Raw genomic sequence first — 17,385 nt, 5'->3', positions numbered from 1 at the left:
TCAGAGGTCAGTGCGCTGCTGGACGCTGCTAAGGCTCCCGAGAACCCTGAGGCCTCAGGCTCTGCTGAGACTCCAGAGGCCGCTGAGACCCTGGCGGTCTCCAAGGCCTCCGGGGCAGTTGAGCCTGCTGAGCCCCCGGAGAACGCCGGATCCCTGGAGACCACCAAGGCCCCCCAAGCGGCAGAGACCGCGAAGTCCGTCGAGGCCCCGCAAGCTGCCGAGGCCTCAGAGACTGCTGCGGCACCAGAGGCACCAGAGACCCCGAAGGTCACCGAGGCCCCGGACGCCGCTGAGCCCCCCGAAGCCCCAGTGCCCCCCGTAAGCCCCGTAACCCCCGAACCCTCTAAGACCCCCCAACCCCAGCAAGCCCCCCAACCCCAACAGGCTCCCCAGGCCCAGCAGGTCCCCCAGGCCCCGCAAGCTCCCCAAGCCCCCGAAGCCCCCGAAAGCGCCACAGTCACGGCCAGCGCCGCCGGCCTAGGCGGCCCCACTGGACCAGCCGACCCAGTCGGCCCCGCCGGCCCCGCCGGTCCCACCGGCACCCCAAGCCCCCCGGCAGCCGAGGCCGCAGCCGCAGGCACCGTCGCAGGCGGTGGTGACGGGAGTCCCGGGAGCGGGCGTTCCGGGGCCGACGTGGAAGGCCGGGCCACGTGCTCGCTCTCCGTCTAGCCCGCGGCGCCCGCCCACTGGTGCAGATGCGGCGGCTCCTGGTGGCCGCCGCGTCCGCCGGTACCGGCTTCCTGCTGCTCTGCACCCTGGCGTACGCGATGGAGCACCCGGGCGCCGGTGCCGTGGCACGCCTCGCCTGGTGCGTCGCGCCGATCACCGCGACCGTCTACTTCGCCGTCGCCGTGGCCCGCACCGACCCCGGCAACAAGCCGCGGGCAGGGCTCTCGGGAGTGGGGCTCGGTCCCGCGCGACTGATGGTGTTCGCCGCGATCTCCACGGCCGTGGCCTGCACGCTCGGTTCCGTGGTGGCGCTGCTCGTCTTCCTGCACCTGCGCGGCGACCTGTCGGGGCTGCCCTTCGACGGCGCCGCCGCCGGGCTGCTCGCCGCCAAGCTGCCGCTGCCCCTCGGTGCCGTCCTGACCCTGCTCACCGTGGTCCCCTTCGTCGCCTCGGCCGTGAGCGCCGCCCTCCTGCGTCCGCGCCCCGCCGAGAGGACCACCACCGACGAGAAGGACGCCGGGGACGCCGGGGCCGCCGAGCCGCCGGACGCCCCCGCCTCCCCGCCCGGCGGTCTGCCGTGGGGCATCGCCCTGCTGGCCGCGGGCCTCGCCGTGGAGACGTACGCGGGCCGCTCGCCCGGCGGCTCCGGTTTCCGCATCCCGGGGGGCGCCGCCGGCAACCCGGCGGGCGTCCTCGGCGGCTGGGCGCTGACCGCGCTCGGCCTCGCCCTCGCGGGGCCCGGCCTCACCTACCTCTGCGGCCGGTTGCTCCAGGCCGCCCGGCCCGGCGCGGTGCGGCTGCTCGCGGGGCGCGTCCTCCAGGAGGAGGCACGGCGCATCGGGCGTCCGCTCGGCGTGCTGTGCGCGGTGTGCTCGGGGGCGTACGCCTCGGTCGCCCTGTACGCGGGACCGCGCACCGGCATCGGGCCGCTCACGGCGCTCGGCGCGCTGCTCGTCACGGGATGCGCCGTGCTGACCCTCGCCACGGCCGCCGTCGAGGCCAGGCAGTCCCGTACGCGGACCACGCGGGCCCTGCTGCGGTTCGGCGCGCCCGCGACGGCGCTGCGCGGCTCCGCGGCGCTCCGCGCGGCTGCGCTCACCGCCCTGTTCGCCCCGTTGACCTGGGCTGTCGCGGAGCTGGCCGCGCTGCCGCTGGCCCGTTGAGAATCCGTACGAAAAAACTTCGCGACCGGCGATGAGTTCTGTGTCGAACGGATGTCTAAGTCTCCGTACAGCACACACACTCACCGCACTCACCGGGAGCCGCTCATGTACCAGCAGATGATCTTCGTGAACCTCGCCGTGAACGACGTCGCCGCGACGAAGAAGTTCTTCACCGGCCTCGGGTACACCATCAACCCGCAGTTCTCCACGGACGACTGCGCGTGCGTCGTCATCAGCGACACCATCATCGCGATGATGATGAGCAAGCAGCGCTACGCGGACTTCACGCACAAGGAGATCGCGGACGCCACGAAGACCAGCGAGACGCTGCTCTGCCTGAGCGCCGAGAGCCGCGAGAAGGTCGACGAGTTGGTCGACAAGGCGATCGCCGCGGGCGGCACGGCGGGCAAGGTCCAGGACTACGGCACGATGTACGGCCGCGCCTATGACGACCTGGACGGGCACACCTGGGAGATCATGTGGATGGACCCCTCCCAGGTGCAGGACTGACAGAGCGCGGGGCTGACAGAGCGCGGGGTTACAGAGCGCGGGGCTGTCGGAGATCGCCCTGAGTGGTGCTGCTTAGCATGGGCGGATGCAGCCGACTTCCGAACACGCATCCGCCCTGCAACAGCCCGGCGACGACCGTGAGATCGAGACCCTCGCCGAGTTCGACGAGGTCTGCGGACGCGGGGCGCTCGCCGGGAGCCGCGTCCAGGCCGTCGACCTGACGGAGCGTACCTCGGCGCTCCTCGCCGCGGACGTCACGGGCGCCGTCTTCCTCGGCTGCCCGATGGACGAGGAGGCGGCGGCGAAGGTCCGGGCCTCCGGCGCGCTGGTCTTCCCGCCGGTCCCCGGACTGCCGTTCAACCCGTACCGGGGCCTGCTCTACTCCCCCGACGACCTGTTCGCGGGCCTGGCCGACGGCGGTTACGAGGCGACCCCGGACGCCCACGCCTACGAGTGGTTCCAGCGCACCAAGGCCGACGGGGACGTCCTGTCGTCGATGCTCCGTGCCATCCACGACGACTCGATCTCCGACGCCCTGGACGAACTGCTCGCCGGCGCGCGCGTGGTGGGCGTGATGGGCGGCCACGCGATGAAGCGCGGCACGGACGCCTACGCGGGTGCGGCGCGGCTCGGCCGCTCGCTGGCCCGCGCGGGATTCACGGTCGCGACGGGCGGCGGCCCCGGCGCCATGGAGGCGGCGAACCTCGGCGCGTACGCGGCCGTCTTCGACGACGCCATGCTGGACGAGGCGCTCGACATCCTCGGCGAGACGCCGTCGTTCACGCCGTCGGTGACCGATTGGGCGCGCGCGGCCTTCGCGGTCCGCGAGCGCCGGCCCTCCGGGGGCACGTCGGTCGGCATCCCCACCTGGTTCTACGGCCACGAGCCGCCGAACGCCTTCGCCTCCCACCTGGGCAAGTACTTCGCCAACGCCACCCGTGAGGACGGACTCCTGGCCCGTTCGAACGCGGGCGTGGTCTTCCTGCCCGGAGCGGCGGGCACGGTCCAGGAGGTCTTCGACACCGCCACCCCGAACTACTACGAGTCGCGCGGCGAGCCCACCCCGATGGTCCTGGTCGACCGGGCGCACTGGACGGACCACCTCCCGGTCTGGCCCCTGCTCCGGTCGCTGGCCCGCGGCAGGGCGATGGAGCCGCGGATCGCGCTGGTCGACACGGTGGAGGAGGCGCCGGACGCCCTCGCCTCGCTGCTGTCCGGCCACGCCGGCACTTCGTAGAACCGGCGTGGCCGCGCGGCGCCACAGCGGCTCGCGGCGGCTCGTGTGGCTCAGGCGAACGTCGCGCGCTCCAGCCAGAAGTCGAGCAGCTCGCGGTCTCCGATGACCTCGACCTGTCCGCCGTCCACCGGTCGCCGCCGGTAGAAGGCGAGCAGCACCTCGGTGAGCGGCCCGCGGAGCGCGACCGCGGCCTTCGCGTGGCCGCGGCGCCAGGTGAAACCGTCGTCGCCGAACTCGATGAGCCACTCGGCGTCGAGACCCTCGGGGGCGTCGGTCGCGTGCAGATGTACGGAACCGCGCCCGGCGCCCTTGAGCTCGGCCGCGCTGTCGTCGGGGTCGGAGCGCTGGACGAACCGCACGATGTCCAGCCACTCGTCGATCGCGTCGGCGGCCACGTCCGGCGCCAGCTCGTACGCGACCCCGGCGGCGATCGCGGCGTCCGCACGGTGGATCGCCAGCTCGTGCGTCATGCGCCGCGCCCAGAACCCGGCGGTGTGGTCGTCGGTCCACGACCACGCGGAGGCGTCGGCACCCGCGTGACGGAACGTCTTCGCGCCGAGCGCGGCGGTCTCCGCCAGCCAGGCGTCGAGCGCGGCCGGGTCGTCGCCCTCCGGCCCGCCGGCGGCCGGAACGTCCTCGTCCGGGATGTTCCGCTCGGCACGGGTCGCGACCAGCCGTTCGCTCCAGCGCACCGCGCCGCCCATGTGCCGCGCGAGCTGCGCGAGCGTCCAGTCGGGGCAGGTCGGCACCGTGACGGAGAGGTCGGCGCCGTTCAGCGTGGCTCTCAACAGGTCGATCTGGTGGGCGACTTCATCGCAGTAGCGGTCGTGACCGAGGGCCTTCGTCATCGTCATGGATCGAACTCTAGATCGAATCACACTCAACGACACACACGTTTTCCCCACGCCCCCCCACATCCCCCGCTGCCCTCGCTTCCCCCGTGGCTCACGCCACCTGCCCCAGCGGTCCGGGCGGTCCCGGCGGTCCCGGCGGTCCGAGCGCTCACCCCAGTACGACGACATCCCCCGCGTCGAACGCGATCTCCACCCGGTCCCCCACCTCGGGCGCCTCGCGCAGCGTGCACGCCGCCTCCAGGCGCGGGCCCTCCTTCGGCTGGAGGTGCACGGCGACATGGGTGCCGCGGAACGTCCGTGCCGTCACCTCGCAGGGCAGCCCCTCGTCGGCGGGCACGAGCCGCACGCCGGCCGGGCGCACCAGCAAGCCGCACCGCCCGGCGGGAGTGCCGCCCGGCACCGGAATCCTGCCCCACACCGTCTCGGCGCCCCCGCCCGAGACCGTCGCCTCGGTGATGTTGTCGAAGCCGAGGAAGCGCGCCACGAACTCGTCGGCCGGGTGCTGCCACACCTCCAGGGGCGTGCCGGACTGGGCGATCCGCCCGTCCCGCATGACGATCACGCGGTCGGCCAGCGCGAAGGCCTCGCCCTGGTCGTGCGTGACGGCGAGCACCGTCGTGCCCAGCTCGCCGAAGAGTTCCCGCAACTCGACGACCAGGCGCTCCCGCAGCGAGCGGTCGAGCTGGCCGAGCGGCTCGTCGAGCATGAGGAGCCGTGGCCTGGGCGCGAGGGCACGGGCCAGCGCGACCCGCTGCTGTTCACCGCCGGACAGCGAGGCCACCGCGCGCCGCTGCGCCTTCGGCAGCCCGACCAGCTCAAGCAGTTCGGCGACGCGGTCGGCCTGTTCGCCGCGCGAGGCGCCTCGCATGCGCAGCCCGAAGGCGACGTTGCCCGCCACGTCACGCTGCGGGAAGAGCTGGTGGTCCTGGAACATCAGGCCGACGCCCCGCTTGTGCGCGGGCACGCCGCGCTGGTCACGCCCGTCGAGTTCGATCCGCCCCGCGTCAAGGCCCTGCAACCCGGCCACGGCCCGCAGCAGCGTCGACTTACCGCTGCCGCTGGGACCCAGTACGCACACGATCTCGTGCTCGGCGACCTCCAGGTCGACGGCGTCGAGCACGGTCCGCGCCCCGAAGCGGACCGTCGCCTCCCGCAGACTCAGCAGGGCGGTCGTCCTCGGCAGGGCGGTCCTCATCAGAACTCTCCCGTGGTGCGGTCGGCCCGAAGGCGTTCGAGAAGCAGCAGGGACACCGCGCACACCACCATGAGGATCGTGGAGAGGGCCATCGCCTGCCCGTAGTTGAGATCACCGGCACGGCCGAGCAGCCGCGCCACGGCGACCGGCAGCGTCGGGTTGTCGGGCCGCGCGATGAACACCGTCGCCCCGAACTCGCCGAGCGACACGGCGAACGCGAACCCCGCGGCGATCAGCAGCGCCCGCCGCACCATCGGCAGGTCGACCTCCCGCCACGCCCGCAGCGGCGAGGCGCCGAGCACGGCCGCCGCCTCGCGCAACCGCCCGTCGACCGCGCGCAGGACGGGCAGCATGGTGCGTACGACGAACGGCACGCCTACCAGGGCCTGGGCGAGCGGCACCAGGATCCAGGTGGCCCGCAGGTCGAGCGGCGGCTCGTCGAGCGTGATCAGGAACCCGAAGCCGACGGTGACCGCCGAGACGCCGAGCGGCAGCATGAGCAGTGCGTCGAACCCGCGTACGAGGCGACCGGCGCGCCGGGTGAGGGCGGCCGCCGCGAGCCCTCCGACGAGGACCGCGATGGCCGTGGCCACGAGCGCGTACTGGAGTGAATTCCAGATCGCCTCGATCGGCGGTACGAGGAAGGCACCGCCGTCCGCCGAGGTCAGCTCGCGGTAGTAGGCGAGACCGAAGCCGTCGGGACCGGCGAACGAACGCTGGATCAGCACTCCGAGCGGCAGCAGGATCAGCCCGGCGACCGTGGCCATGACCAGGCCGAGCAGCGTCCACTGGCCAGGACCGCGCGGGCGGCGCGCGACGGTGGAGGCGTCCACGAGCTTCAGCGCGCTCTCGCGCCGCCGCGCCGTCCACGCGTGGACGGCCAGGACCAGCCCCACCGCCACGAACTGCACGAGGGTCAGCACGGCGGCCGCCGGCAGATCGAGCAGTTGTGCGGTCTGCCGGTAGATCTCCACTTCGAGTGTCGAGTACGCGGGCCCGCCGAGGATCTGTACGACGCCGAAGGAGGTGAAGGTGAAGAGGAAGACCATGAGCGCCGCCGCCGCGACGGCGGGTCCGAGCGCGGGCAGCGTCACCGTCCGCCAGGCGGTGAAGCGCGAGGCGCCGAGCATCCGCGCGGCCTCCTCCTGCCGCGGGTCGAGCTGGGACCAGAGCCCGCCGACCGTGCGGACGACGACCGCGTAGTTGAAGAAGACGTGCGCCAGGAGGATCGCCCACACGGTGGTGTCCAGGCGCACGCCCCACAGCTCGTCGAAGAGCCCGCCACGCCCGATCAGCGCGAGGAACGCCGTCCCGACGACGACCGTCGGCAGGACGAACGGCACGGTGACGACGGCCCGCAGCACCTGCTTGCCGGGGAAGTCGAAGCGCGCGAACACATACGCGCCGGGGAGTGCGATCAGCAGCGTGAGCGCGGTCGACGCGAGCGCCTGCCAGGTGGTGAACCACAGCACGTGCCGGATGTCGGACTGCCCGAGCACCTCGGTGATCCGCGCGAACCGCCAGCCGCCGTCGACGTGCAGCCCGCGCGCGACGATCGCCGTGACCGGGTAGGCGAAGAAGACCGCGAAGAACGCGACGGGCAGCGCCATCAGACCGAGCCGCGCCGCGCTCCCCCGGCCACGCCCCTCTCGGGGGCGGGACGTCACTTCAGTACGAGCGAGGTCCACGACTTGATCCACGGCTCGCGGTTGTCGGCGATCTTCTGGGGGTCCATGGTCTGCGGCTCGTCGACCGTCACGCCGTGCTTGGTGAACAGCTCGGGCAGCTTCGTGCCCTCGCGCACCGGGTTGACGAACATGCTCAGCGGCATGTCCTCCTGGAACTTCTCGCTCGCGAGGAAGTCCAGGAGCGCCTTGCCGCCCTTGGTGTTCCCCGCGTTGCTGAGCAGGCCCGCGTACTCGACCTGGCGGAAGCAGGTTTCGGTGGCGACGCCGGTCGGCGCCTCCTTGGGCTGCGGTTCGGCGTAGCGCACCTCGACGGGCGGGGAGGAGGCGTAGGAGACGACGAGCGGCCGGTCGCCCTTGGTCTTCTTGCCGCCGGCGGAACCGGAGAACTCCTCGTTGTAGGCCTGCTCCCAGCCGTCGACGACCTTGACGCCGTTGGCCTTGAGCTTCTTCCAGTAGCCTTCCCAGCCCTTGTCGCCGTACTTCGCGGCGGTGCCGAGCAGGAAGCCCAGACCGGGCGAGGACGTCGAGGCGTTCTCGGTGACCAGAAGGTCCTTGTAGGCGGGCTTGACCAGATCGTCGAAGGACTTCGGCGGCGCCAGCTTCTTGTCGGCGAAGTACTTCTTGTCGTAGTTGACGCAGATGTCGCCGCTGTCGACGGGCGTCACCCGGTGCTTGTCCCCGTCGACCCGGTACCGCGCATCGATGCCGTCGGCGCCCTTGACCTCGTACGGCTGGAAGAGGCCGTTGTCGAGCGCCCGGGAGAGCAGGGTGTTGTCCACGCCGAAGAAGACGTCGCCCTGGGGGTTGTCCTTGGAGAGGATCGCCTTGTTCACGGCGGTGCCCGCGTCGCCGTCCCCGAGGACGGTGACCTGGTAACCGGAGCTCTTCTCGAAGTCCTTCAGTACGTCCTTGGAGACCTTGAAGGAGTCATGCGTGACGAGCGTGACCTTCTTGGAGTCGGCCTTGTCCGAACCGCTGCCGGAGCCGCACGCGGAGAGCGCGACGAGTCCGAGGCCCACCGCGACGGCGGTGAACGTCAGGTGCTTGTTGATGCTCACTGAAATGTCCTCCTGGGAGACCAGGAAGAGACGCGGCCCCGCCCGCGCACCGGTGGCACGCGGGCAGGGCGCTACAGCTTGAGTAATGCCCGAACTTCCTACCCAGAATGACCTGGGCGAGGTTCAGAGGGTCTGCGGCCCACCTGTCCAAGGTGCCGCACTCTCAGCGCTGTGGCGCTCCCCTGTCGGAATATGCAGATGTGTGTACGGACCCGTACGACCGGACCCGTACGACCGTCAGACTACCTCTCGGCGGCGGCGAGCTGGCCGCACGCCCCGTCGATCTCCTGACCACGGGTGTCCCGGATCGTCACCGGCACCCCATGGGCGGCGATGGCCTCGACGAACGCCTTCTCGTCCTCGGGCCGCGAGGCCGTCCACTTGGAGCCCGGCGTCGGGTTCAGCGGGATGAGGTTGACGTGCACCGGCTTGCCCTTGAGCATCCGGCCGAGTCGGTCGCCGCGCCAGGCCTGGTCGTTGATGTCGCGGATGAGCGCGTACTCGATGGAGAGGCGGCGGCCCGACTTCGCGGCATACTCCCAGCCGGCGTCGAGCACCTCGCGCACCTGCCAGCGCGTGTTGACCGGGACGAGGGTGTCGCGCAGCTCGTCGTCCGGCGCGTGCAGCGAGATCGCGAGGCGGCACTTGAAGCCCTCGTCGGAGAACCGGTGGATGGCCGGCACGAGGCCCACCGTCGACACCGTGATCCCGCGCTGCGAGAGGCCGAGGCCGTCCGGCTCGGGGTCGGTGAGGCGGCGGATGGCGCCGGTCACGCGGTTGTAGTTGGCCAGCGGCTCACCCATGCCCATGAAGACGATGTTGGAGAGCCGCGCGGGGCCGCCGGGGATCTCACCGTCCCGCAGCGCGCGCATGCCGTCCACGATCTGGTGCACGATCTCGCCCGTCGACAGGTTCCGGTCGAGGCCGGCCTGTCCGGTGGCGCAGAACGGGCAGTTCATGCCGCAGCCCGCCTGGGAGCTGATGCACATGGTCACCCGGTCGGGATAGCGCATGAGCACGGACTCGACGAGCGTCCCGTCGAAGAGCCGCCAGAGCGTCTTGCGGGTGGTGTCGTCGTCACAGCTGATGTGCCGCACCACGGACATCAGATCGGGCAGCAGCGCTTCCCGGAGCTTCTCGCGCGCCCCGGCGGGGATGTCGGTCCACTCGGCCGGGTCGTGGGCGTATCGCCCGAAGTAGTGCTGCGAGAGCTGCTTGGCGCGGAACGCCTTCTCGCCGGTGGCGGCGACGGCTTCCTTGCGCTCGGCGGGCGTGAGGTCGGCGAGATGCCGCGGCGGCTTCTTGGCACCGCGGGGCGCGACGAAAGTGAGTTCTCCAGGTACAGGCATGGTCCATCCAGTGTCGCAGACATACGAAGAGGGACCCGCCGCCCTGTGGACAACGAGCCCCTCCGTACGTTTACGCAGGTCAAACGGTCGAACAGTGATGCGAGCAGCGGACCGCCGCCCCGCGGGGCCGACGGAGCACCCCGACCCCGCCGACGGATCAGCCCGACCCCACGAAGACGACCAGCAGAAGCCAGACCACCGGGGCCGTCGGGAGGAGGGAGTCGAGACGGTCCATGATGCCGCCGTGGCCCGGGAGCAGCGTGCCCATGTCCTTGATCCCGAGGTCCCGCTTGATCATCGACTCGCCGAGGTCGCCGAGCGTGGCGCTCGCCGCGACCGCGAGGCCGATCAGCAGGCCCTGCCACCACGCGCCGCCCTCGATCAGGAACTCCATGCACAGCGCGCCCGCGGCCATCGCGAACGTGACCGCGCCCAACAGGCCCTCGCGGGTCTTGCCGGGGCTGATGCGGGGCGCGAGCTTGTGCTTGCCGAAGCGCCAGCCGATCGCGTACGCCCCGGTGTCGCTGACCACGGTCAGGAGCAGGAACGTGAGCACCCGCTGGGGACCGTCGTCCGCGGTGAGCATGAGCGCCACGAACGTCGCGAGGAAAGGTACGTAGAACGTCGCGAAGACGCCCGCCGTGACGTCCTTGAGATAGCCCTCGGGGGGCTCGATCATGCGCCAGACGAGCACCGCGAGCGCGGTGAGCGCCATCGCCACCCACGCGCCCTCGGTCCCGCGGACGTAACCGGCGACGACCATCGCGGCGCCGCCCAGCGCGAGCGGCACCAGCGGCGCCTTGATGCCCTTGCGCTCCTGGAGCCGTGAGGTCAGCTCCCAGAGGCCGACGACGACGGCGACCGCTATGACACCGATGAAGACGGCCTTCACGATGAACAGCGAGGCGACGATCACCGCGCCGAGCCCCACGCCGACTCCTATGGCCGCCCCGAGGTCGCGGCCCGCGCTCTTCTTCTGCGGAGGCTGGGGAGCTGCCGGGGTTGGCTGTGGTGCGCTGGGCATGGGCTCCTGCGGGGGCTCGTCACGGAACGGGGGGCCGCCCATCCGAGTGGCCCCCCGGTCGCCGACCTGGTGTGAGCCGCTCACGGGAACGCCAGGCACGATGGGCATGGGCCGCGTCTCGGACGGAAGCAGCGCGTTCTGCGCATCGTACGCGGGACCTGCCGGGGGCGCGCCCTGACCGGGTCCCTGGTCGGGCGTCCCCCAGTACCCGGCTCTGGGCGGCGCCCCCCAGGAAGAGTCGTTCACGGATCGGTTTCCTGATTCCTCGGACCGGAGCCTCAGACCTCGAGCAGCTCGGCTTCCTTGTGCTTGAGCAGCTCGTCCACCTGAGCGACGTACTTGGCGGTGGTGTCGTCAAGCTCCTTCTCGGCGCGACGGCCCTCGTCCTCGCCGATCTCGCCGTCCTTGACCGCCTTGTCGATGGTGTCCTTGGCCTTGCGGCGCACGGAGCGGATCGACACCTTCGAGTCCTCGGCCTTGCTCTTGGCGACCTTGATGTAGTCCCGGCGGCGCTCCTCGGTGAGCTCCGGGAACGTCACCCGGATGATGCTGCCGTCGTTGCTCGGGTTGACGCCGAGGTCGGAGTCGCGGATCGCCTGCTCGATGTTGCGCAGGGCGCTCTTGTCGAACGGGGTCACCACGGCCATCCGCGGCTCGGGAACCGAGAACGAGGCCAGCTGGTTGATCGGCGTCAGCGCGCCGTAGTAGTCGGCCACGATCTTGTTGAACATCGCCGGGTGCGCACGGCCGGTGCGGATCGCGGCGAAGTCCTCCTTGGCGACCACGACAGCCTTCTCCATCTTCTCCTCGGCCTCGAGGAGGGTCTCTTCGATCACCACTTGCTCCTGCGTGTCTTGAGTAGGCCCGGCCGGCACGGGATGGCCGGCTGCGTCGCGTGTCTTTCCTGCACGGTGTCCGACCGGCAGGGCTTTGTCCATCCCCTCAAGGGACGTCTCGCATACGTTCCTTGAGGCTGGTTCAGGTCCCTGGGGTCAGGCTCGGCTTCCCTGATCGCCCACGAGTGTGCCGATCTTCTCACCCTTGACGGCCCGGGCGATATTGCCCGCGGAGAGCAGCTCGAAGACCAGGATGGGCAGCTTGTTGTCCCGGCACAGCGTGATCGCGGTCATGTCGGCGACCTTGAGGTCGCGGGTGATGACCTCGCCGTAGCCGAGCGCGTCGAACTTCACCGCGTCGGGGTTGGACTTCGGATCCGAGTCGTAGACGCCGTCCACGCCGTTCTTGCCCATGAGCAGCGCCTCGGCGTCGATCTCCAGGGCGCGCTGGGCGGCGGTGGTGTCGGTGGAGAAGTACGGCATGCCCATGCCCGCACCGAAGATGACCACACGGCCCTTCTCCAGGTGGCGCACGGCTCGCAGCGGGATGTACGGCTCCGCGACCTGCCCCATGGTGATGGCGGTCTGGACGCGGCAGTCGATGCCCTCCTTCTCCAGGAAGTCCTGGAGGGCGAGGCAGTTCATGACCGTGCCGAGCATGCCCATGTAGTCGGAGCGGGCGCGGTCCATGCCGCGCTGCTGCAGTTCGGCGCCGCGGAAGAAGTTGCCGCCGCCGATGACCACGGCGATCTGGGCACCGCCGCGGACCACGGCCGCGATCTCCCGGGCGATGGCGTGCACCACGTCGGGGTCGACCCCGAGGCCGCCACCACCGGCGAACGCCTCACCGGAGAGCTTCAGCAGGAAGCGTCCGGCCCCTTTGCCGTCGTCGTCAGTCTTGGAGTCGGCCTTGGTGGTCATGGTGATCTCGCTTCTCTTACTTGACGCACATGCGAAGAAGGCCACTGCCGGCGGGGTGTCGTTCGCATCCCATGCTCGGCAATGGCCTCCTCGTCAGATCCTGCGGTCGTACATCGCGCTCGAGTATCCCCTGAGCGGAGATCCCCGTGCGCGGGCGACCGCTGTCGACCCTAGCGGGGTCTACCGTCGATCGCGGTACGGACTCAGATGCCGACCTTGATGCGCGAGAAGCGCTTCAGGGTGACGCCGGCCTCGGCGAGAACCTTCTCGACCGACTTCTTGTTGTCCAGCGCGTACGGCTGGCCGAGGAGGGTGGCCTCCTTGAAGAAGCCGTTCACGCGACCCTCGACGATCTTCGGGAGGGCGGCCTCGGGCTTGCCTTCGGCGCGGGTGGTCTCCTCGGCGACGCGACGCTCGGTCTCGACGACCTCGGCCGGAACGTCCTCGCGGGAGAGGTACTTCGGCGCGAAGGCGGCGATGTGCTGAGCGATGCCCTTGGCGACGTCGGCGTCGGCCTTGTCCAGCTCGACGAGGACACCGATCTGCGGGGGCAGGTCGGGCATCGTGCGGTGCATGTACGCGGAGACGTAGGCGCCCGAGAACTGCGCGAAGCGGTCCAGGACGATCTTCTCGCCGAGGTTGGCGTTGGCCTCGTCGACGTACGCCTGGACGGTCTTGCCGGCCTCGATCTCGGACGCGAGCAGCGCCTCGAGGTCGGCCGGGGACGTCTTGGCGATGTGGGCGGCGAGGTTGTTCGCCACGGCCTGGAACTTCTCACCCTTGGCGACGAAGTCCGTCTCGCACTTCAGCTCGACGATGACACCGGAGGTGTTGTCGTCGGCGATGAGGGAGACCACGGCGCCGTTCTCGGCGGAGCGGCCCTCGCGCTTGGCGACGCCCTTCTGGCCCTTGATCCGGAGCGCCTCGACGGCCTTGTCGACGTTGCCCTCGGCCTCGTCGAGCGCCTTCTTGCAGTCCATCATGCCGGCGCCCGTGAGCTCACGGAGCTTCTTGACGTCGGCGGCGGTGTAGTTCGCCATGATCGAAAATTCTCTCTCGGAGTCTGAAAGATCTACGAAGGTGTACGGGTGAACGGCGGGGGCCGATCGGGCCCCCGCCGTCATCTACCGAACCTGTGCGGTCAGGCCTGCTCGGCGTCCGCGGCCGGGGCCTCGGCGGCGGGCGCCTCAGCGGCGGCCGGAGCCTCGACGGCCGGAGCCTCAGCGGTGTCCTCGGCGGGCGCCTCAGCGGCGGCCTCGGCCGGCTTGTCCTCAGCCTTGGGGGCCTCGGCGTCGTCAGCCTTCTTCTCGCCCTCGAGCAGGTCGCGCTCCCACTCGGCGAGCGGCTCGCCGGCGGCCTTCTCGCCCGGCTTCTGGTCGCCCGTGGCGACACCGGAGCGGGAGATGAGGCCCTCGGCGACGGCGTCGGCGATCACGCGGGTGAGCAGGGTGACGGAGCGGATCGCGTCGTCGTTGCCCGGGATCTTGTAGTCGACCTCGTCGGGGTCACAGTTCGTGTCGAGGATCGCGACGACCGGAATGTTGAGCTTCCGGGCCTCGCCGACAGCGATGTGCTCCTTCTTGGTGTCCACGATCCAGACGGCGCTGGGCACCTTGGACATCTCGCGGATACCACCGAGGGTCTTCTCCAGCTTGGCCTTCTCGCGCGAGAGCACGAGAAGCTCCTTCTTGGTCAGACCGGAAGCGGCGACGTCCTCGAAGTCGATCTGCTCGAGCTCCTTGAGGCGCTGCAGACGCTTGTAGACGGTCGAGAAGTTGGTGAGCATGCCGCCCAGCCAGCGCTGGTTGACGTACGGCATGCCGACGCGGGTGGCCTGCTCCGCGATGGCCTCCTGCGCCTGCTTCTTCGTGCCGACGAACATGACCGTGCCACCGTGGGCGACGGTCTCCTTGACGAACTCGTAGGCGCGGTCGATGTACGACAGCGACTGGAGCAGGTCGATGATGTAGATGCCGTTGCGCTCCGTGAAGATGAAGCGCTTCATCTTCGGGTTCCAACGACGGGTCTGGTGACCGAAGTGGACGCCGCTTTCCAGCAGCTCCCGCATCGTGACGACGGCCATGGCCGTTCTCCTTGAGATTCTCGGTTGTGCCGCGTGTGCCGGACGGCACTCGCGCCTGACGCCCGCTGTGCGCCTTGCCACTAGCCTTGCCGCTAGGGACCGAGGGGCGCTGACACCGGCTTTTGAGGGCCTGGTGTCGGGGCGTGCGAAGTCGACCCGGTGACCCGGATCGCCACAAGAAGTGTACGGGACCCGCGGGGCCCCCGATGACGCCACCGCCCGTGACCAGCCGACAGGGCTTCGAAGGGCTTTTCGACGGGGGCCTTCGGCGGTGGCTTCCGGCGGTGGCTTCCGGCGGGGCGGGTGTATGGGCGGGGCGGGTGCCTGGCGGGGCGGGTGCCTGGCTGGGCCCAGGTGGGCGTTCACCGAGGTATGGCCGTCGTCTTCGGACGAGTGACGGAGTTATGCACAACGGGCCGGTCGTCCACTGATCCGGACCATGATCCCCGCGGAGCGCCGGAACGCGGGACGGTTCAGCAATGCGCCTGCAACTGCTGCTGACCACGCTGGCCGCCCTCTTGGCGACAGCCCTGAACCTGCCCGCCCCCGCGCCTGTCTCCGCACCGGACCCGCCCCCGGCCACCGCATGGCCGGTCGGCACGCGCCCCACGGTCCTGCGCGCCTGGGACCCGCCGGCGACGGGCTACGGCGCGGGCCACCGCGGAGTGGATCTCGCCGCGCCTCCGGGCAGCCCGGTGCGGGCGGTGGCTCCCGGCCGGGTCTCGTTCGCGGGGCAGGTCGCGGGCCGGGGCGTGGTCTCGGTGGAACTGGACGGCACGGGCGACCCTCCGCTGCGCACGACGTACGAACCGGTACGGCCGGCCCTGAAGAAGGGGGCGAAGGTCGCCGCGGGCGAGCGGGTCGGCACCCTGGCGCTCCCTACGGGCCACTGCCCCGCGAGCTGCCTCCACTGGGGGCTCCGCAGAGCCGACACCTACCTGGACCCACTGGCCCTGCTGCCGCCTTGGCTGCTCACCCGCGGCCCGTCGCGACTGCTCCCGGTCGAGGGGGCACCCCTGCGCTGAGAGACGCCGCGCCCCCGCAGGGCCTCAGCCCCGCACCCCCCGCAGGGCCATGGAGACCGCCGCTTCGGTGATGGCTACGGGGTCCTCCGCCGCGCCCAGTTCGATTCGCCGCACCGCCGCGTCCACCACGCCCTGGAGCAGCATCGCGGCCAGCCGCGGCTGCTCGTGCCCGAGAGTTTCGAGCGCCTCGACGATCATGGCGATGAGCCCGCCGTGCGCGGCCCGGATCTTCTCCCGGGCCCCCGCGTCGAGCTCGCTCGCGGAGATGGCCACGACCGCCCGGTGGCGCCGGTCGCCCACCAGGGCGAGCTGCTGCCTGACGTACGCCTCGACCTTGCCCTCGGCCGAGTCCGCGCCCTGCATCGCCGCCGAGACCTCGGCCGCCCAGACGGGGAAGTCGACTTCGCAGAGCTCTTCGACCACGGCCGCCCGTGACCGGAAGTACTCATACACGGACGACCGGGCGAGCCCGGTGCGTTCGGCGAGAGCGGGGAAGGTCAACGCCTCCGTACCGCCTTCGGACAGCAGGGACCGCGCGGCGTCCAGCAGGGCCCCGCGCTGCATCGACCGGTGCTCGGCCACTGAGGCCGCTCGAATCCTTGGCACAGCTCCACCTTACGGACGGGACGCCTCGCACGGGAGCCGCTCCCCCCTGCCGGGCACCTCCGGCAGGACCGATTCAGCGCGCTCAACGCCCGAAACTCGCCAGCTTCGCCCGCAACTGCAGCACCGATTTCGTGTGGATCTGGCTCACGCGGCTCTCGGTCACCCCGAGGACGTTGCCGATCTCGGCGAGCGTGAGGCCCTCGTAGTAGTAGAGCGTCACGACGGTCTTCTCGCGCTCCGGCAGCGTGTTGATCGCCCGCGCGAGAAGCCGGCGCAGCTCCCGGTCCTCGGCCACCTCGACGGGGTTGTCGGCCGCGTGGTCCTCGAGCGTGTCCATCAGACTGAGACGGTCGCCGCCGTCGCCGCCGACGTGCAGGAGCTCCTCCAGCGCCACCACGTTCGCCAGCGACAACTGGCTGAAAATGGCGTGCAGTTCCTCCACGGCGATACTCATCTCGGCGGCCACCTCGCTCTCCGAGGGGGTCCGCCGGAGCTGCGCCTCCAGCGTTGCGTAGGCGCGCTCGACGTTGCGGGCTTTCTGCCGCACGGACCGCGGGATCCAGTCGAGCGCCCGCAGCTCGTCGATCATCGCGCCGCGGATACGCGTGATCGCGTAGGTCTCGAACTTGATCGACCGCTCGATGTCAAACTTCTCGATCGCGTCGATCAGCCCGAACACCCCGGAGGAGACGAAGTCGGCCTGCTCCACATTGGGCGGCAGTCCCACGCTGACCCGGCCCGCGACGTACTTGACCAGCGGCGAGTAGTGCAGGATCAGCTGCTCCCGCAACCGCCCGTCCCCCGTCTCCTTGTACGAGCGCCACAACTCGTCCAGCGACGAGGGGGCGGGAGGCCGCTCCTGCTCGCCGCTACGGGCGGCGGGGGGAACCGCTGCCCGGTCGGACCCTGAGGTGTGCTGGGGCATTCTTCGCCTTGAGCCGTTCTGCCGTGTACGGGTGAGGTCGCGTCGGTCGCTCTGGTCGCGCGGAGCGGTGACGTCGCCGGTGCCGCTCCCGCCACCGCGGTGGGAAGTGTCCGTGAAGTGAATGAGGTTGTCCGTCTGGCTGCCTTCCGCGTCGGAACGCACGTGAGCGTAGCGTGACTGAAGCGTCGCAGTGTGCGAAGGCTGGGGGCTCAAGCGTGCGCAGATACGTTCCGCTGGGGCCT

The 17,385-nt window shown here is 70.8% G+C and carries 16 protein-coding genes; 4 read left to right on the top strand and 12 right to left on the bottom strand.

Annotated features, from left to right (window positions below; genetic code table 11):
* Window positions 1-650: 650 nt before the first annotated feature.
* The 3 genes from ACRAKF_RS27800 to ACRAKF_RS27790 all read left to right on the top strand — a co-directional run bounded on the left by ACRAKF_RS27800 (window position 651) and on the right by ACRAKF_RS27790 (window position 3,579).
* On the top strand, window positions 651-1,832 hold the full coding sequence (locus ACRAKF_RS27800; protein WP_447040270.1) for a hypothetical protein: 1,182 nt from the start codon (window positions 651-653) through the stop codon (window positions 1,830-1,832).
* A gap of 105 nt (window positions 1,833-1,937) precedes the next feature.
* Window positions 1,938-2,342, top strand: coding sequence for a VOC family protein (locus ACRAKF_RS27795; protein ID WP_447040269.1), 405 nt, complete (start codon window positions 1,938-1,940; stop codon window positions 2,340-2,342).
* Between the two features lie 85 nt (window positions 2,343-2,427).
* Window positions 2,428-3,579: an LOG family protein gene (locus ACRAKF_RS27790; RefSeq protein ID WP_447040268.1), complete on the top strand. Its 1,152-nt coding sequence runs from the start codon at window positions 2,428-2,430 to the stop codon at window positions 3,577-3,579.
* A 50-nt stretch (window positions 3,580-3,629) separates the two neighbouring features.
* On the opposite strand, the gene ACRAKF_RS27785 is transcribed toward ACRAKF_RS27790, so the two are convergent.
* The 10 genes from ACRAKF_RS27785 to rpsB all read right to left on the bottom strand — a co-directional run bounded on the left by ACRAKF_RS27785 (window position 3,630) and on the right by rpsB (window position 14,587).
* Complete coding sequence (locus ACRAKF_RS27785; protein WP_447042214.1) at window positions 3,630-4,427, bottom strand: maleylpyruvate isomerase family mycothiol-dependent enzyme; 798 nt, start codon at window positions 4,425-4,427, stop codon at window positions 3,630-3,632.
* 154 nt (window positions 4,428-4,581) lie between these two features.
* A complete protein-coding gene (locus ACRAKF_RS27780) occupies window positions 4,582-5,628 on the bottom strand; it encodes an ABC transporter ATP-binding protein (RefSeq protein ID WP_447040267.1) in 1,047 nt (348 codons plus the stop codon).
* Window positions 5,628-7,316 carry an ABC transporter permease gene (locus ACRAKF_RS27775; RefSeq protein ID WP_447040266.1) on the bottom strand — a complete coding sequence of 563 codons (1,689 nt, stop codon included), beginning with the start codon at window positions 7,314-7,316 and terminating at the stop codon, window positions 5,628-5,630. Before ACRAKF_RS27775 ends, ACRAKF_RS27780 begins: the two co-directional genes overlap by 1 nt.
* Window positions 7,292-8,374, bottom strand: a complete 1,083-nt coding sequence (locus ACRAKF_RS27770; RefSeq protein ID WP_447040265.1) for a thiamine ABC transporter substrate-binding protein — start codon at window positions 8,372-8,374, stop codon at window positions 7,292-7,294. The genes ACRAKF_RS27775 and ACRAKF_RS27770 overlap by 25 nt, the downstream gene beginning before the upstream one ends.
* Window positions 8,375-8,616: 242 nt before the next feature.
* Entirely contained in the window at window positions 8,617-9,723 is a 1,107-nt protein-coding gene (gene rlmN / locus ACRAKF_RS27765) for a 23S rRNA (adenine(2503)-C(2))-methyltransferase RlmN (RefSeq protein WP_447040264.1), read from the bottom strand.
* Window positions 9,724-9,880: 157 nt separating this feature from the next.
* Window positions 9,881-10,993 carry a phosphatidate cytidylyltransferase gene (locus ACRAKF_RS27760; protein ID WP_447040263.1) on the bottom strand — a complete coding sequence of 371 codons (1,113 nt, stop codon included), beginning with the start codon at window positions 10,991-10,993 and terminating at the stop codon, window positions 9,881-9,883.
* Between the two features lie 32 nt (window positions 10,994-11,025).
* Window positions 11,026-11,583, bottom strand: a complete 558-nt coding sequence (frr, locus tag ACRAKF_RS27755; RefSeq protein WP_447040262.1) for a ribosome recycling factor — start codon at window positions 11,581-11,583, stop codon at window positions 11,026-11,028.
* Between the two features lie 156 nt (window positions 11,584-11,739).
* Window positions 11,740-12,504 carry a UMP kinase gene (gene pyrH / locus ACRAKF_RS27750; protein WP_447040261.1) on the bottom strand — a complete coding sequence of 255 codons (765 nt, stop codon included), beginning with the start codon at window positions 12,502-12,504 and terminating at the stop codon, window positions 11,740-11,742.
* 203 nt (window positions 12,505-12,707) lie between these two features.
* Entirely contained in the window at window positions 12,708-13,544 is an 837-nt protein-coding gene (tsf, locus tag ACRAKF_RS27745) for a translation elongation factor Ts (protein WP_447040260.1), read from the bottom strand.
* Between the two features lie 101 nt (window positions 13,545-13,645).
* Window positions 13,646-14,587 carry a 30S ribosomal protein S2 gene (gene rpsB / locus ACRAKF_RS27740; protein WP_447040259.1) on the bottom strand — a complete coding sequence of 314 codons (942 nt, stop codon included), beginning with the start codon at window positions 14,585-14,587 and terminating at the stop codon, window positions 13,646-13,648.
* Window positions 14,588-15,066: 479 nt separating this feature from the next.
* Here rpsB and ACRAKF_RS27735 point away from each other — a divergent pair, with 479 nt between their 5' ends.
* Window positions 15,067-15,612 carry a murein hydrolase activator EnvC family protein gene (locus ACRAKF_RS27735; protein ID WP_447040258.1) on the top strand — a complete coding sequence of 182 codons (546 nt, stop codon included), beginning with the start codon at window positions 15,067-15,069 and terminating at the stop codon, window positions 15,610-15,612.
* Between the two features lie 24 nt (window positions 15,613-15,636).
* On the opposite strand, the gene ACRAKF_RS27730 is transcribed toward ACRAKF_RS27735, so the two are convergent.
* Together ACRAKF_RS27730 and whiG are read right to left on the bottom strand one after the other, a co-directional pair.
* Window positions 15,637-16,194: a TetR/AcrR family transcriptional regulator gene (locus ACRAKF_RS27730; protein WP_447042212.1), complete on the bottom strand. Its 558-nt coding sequence runs from the start codon at window positions 16,192-16,194 to the stop codon at window positions 15,637-15,639.
* A 106-nt stretch (window positions 16,195-16,300) separates the two neighbouring features.
* Window positions 16,301-17,143 carry an RNA polymerase sigma factor WhiG gene (gene whiG / locus ACRAKF_RS27725; RefSeq protein ID WP_062783716.1) on the bottom strand — a complete coding sequence of 281 codons (843 nt, stop codon included), beginning with the start codon at window positions 17,141-17,143 and terminating at the stop codon, window positions 16,301-16,303.
* Between the last annotated feature and the right edge of the window lie 242 nt (window positions 17,144-17,385).

The sequence above is a fragment of the Streptomyces sp. DSM 118878 genome (assembly GCF_052936595.1).
This window is presented reverse-complemented; position numbering and strand designations above follow the sequence as displayed.

Excerpts from the sequence above, each read along its gene's own strand:
- tsf (WP_447040260.1), bottom strand. The coding sequence starts at position 13,544 with ATGGCGAACTACACCGCCGCCGACGTCAAGAAGCTCCGTGAGCTCACG.
- rpsB (WP_447040259.1), bottom strand. The coding sequence starts at position 14,587 with ATGGCCGTCGTCACGATGCGGGAGCTGCTGGAAAGCGGCGTCCACTTC.
- pyrH (WP_447040261.1), bottom strand. The coding sequence starts at position 12,504 with ATGACCACCAAGGCCGACTCCAAGACTGACGACGACGGCAAAGGGGCC.
- ACRAKF_RS27790 (WP_447040268.1), top strand. The coding sequence starts at position 2,428 with ATGCAGCCGACTTCCGAACACGCATCCGCCCTGCAACAGCCCGGCGAC.
- ACRAKF_RS27780 (WP_447040267.1), bottom strand. The coding sequence starts at position 5,628 with ATGAGGACCGCCCTGCCGAGGACGACCGCCCTGCTGAGTCTGCGGGAG.
- ACRAKF_RS27795 (WP_447040269.1), top strand. The coding sequence starts at position 1,938 with ATGTACCAGCAGATGATCTTCGTGAACCTCGCCGTGAACGACGTCGCC.
- whiG (WP_062783716.1), bottom strand. The coding sequence starts at position 17,143 with ATGCCCCAGCACACCTCAGGGTCCGACCGGGCAGCGGTTCCCCCCGCC.
- ACRAKF_RS27785 (WP_447042214.1), bottom strand. The coding sequence starts at position 4,427 with ATGACGAAGGCCCTCGGTCACGACCGCTACTGCGATGAAGTCGCCCAC.
- ACRAKF_RS27735 (WP_447040258.1), top strand. The coding sequence starts at position 15,067 with ATGCGCCTGCAACTGCTGCTGACCACGCTGGCCGCCCTCTTGGCGACA.
- rlmN (WP_447040264.1), bottom strand. The coding sequence starts at position 9,723 with ATGCCTGTACCTGGAGAACTCACTTTCGTCGCGCCCCGCGGTGCCAAG.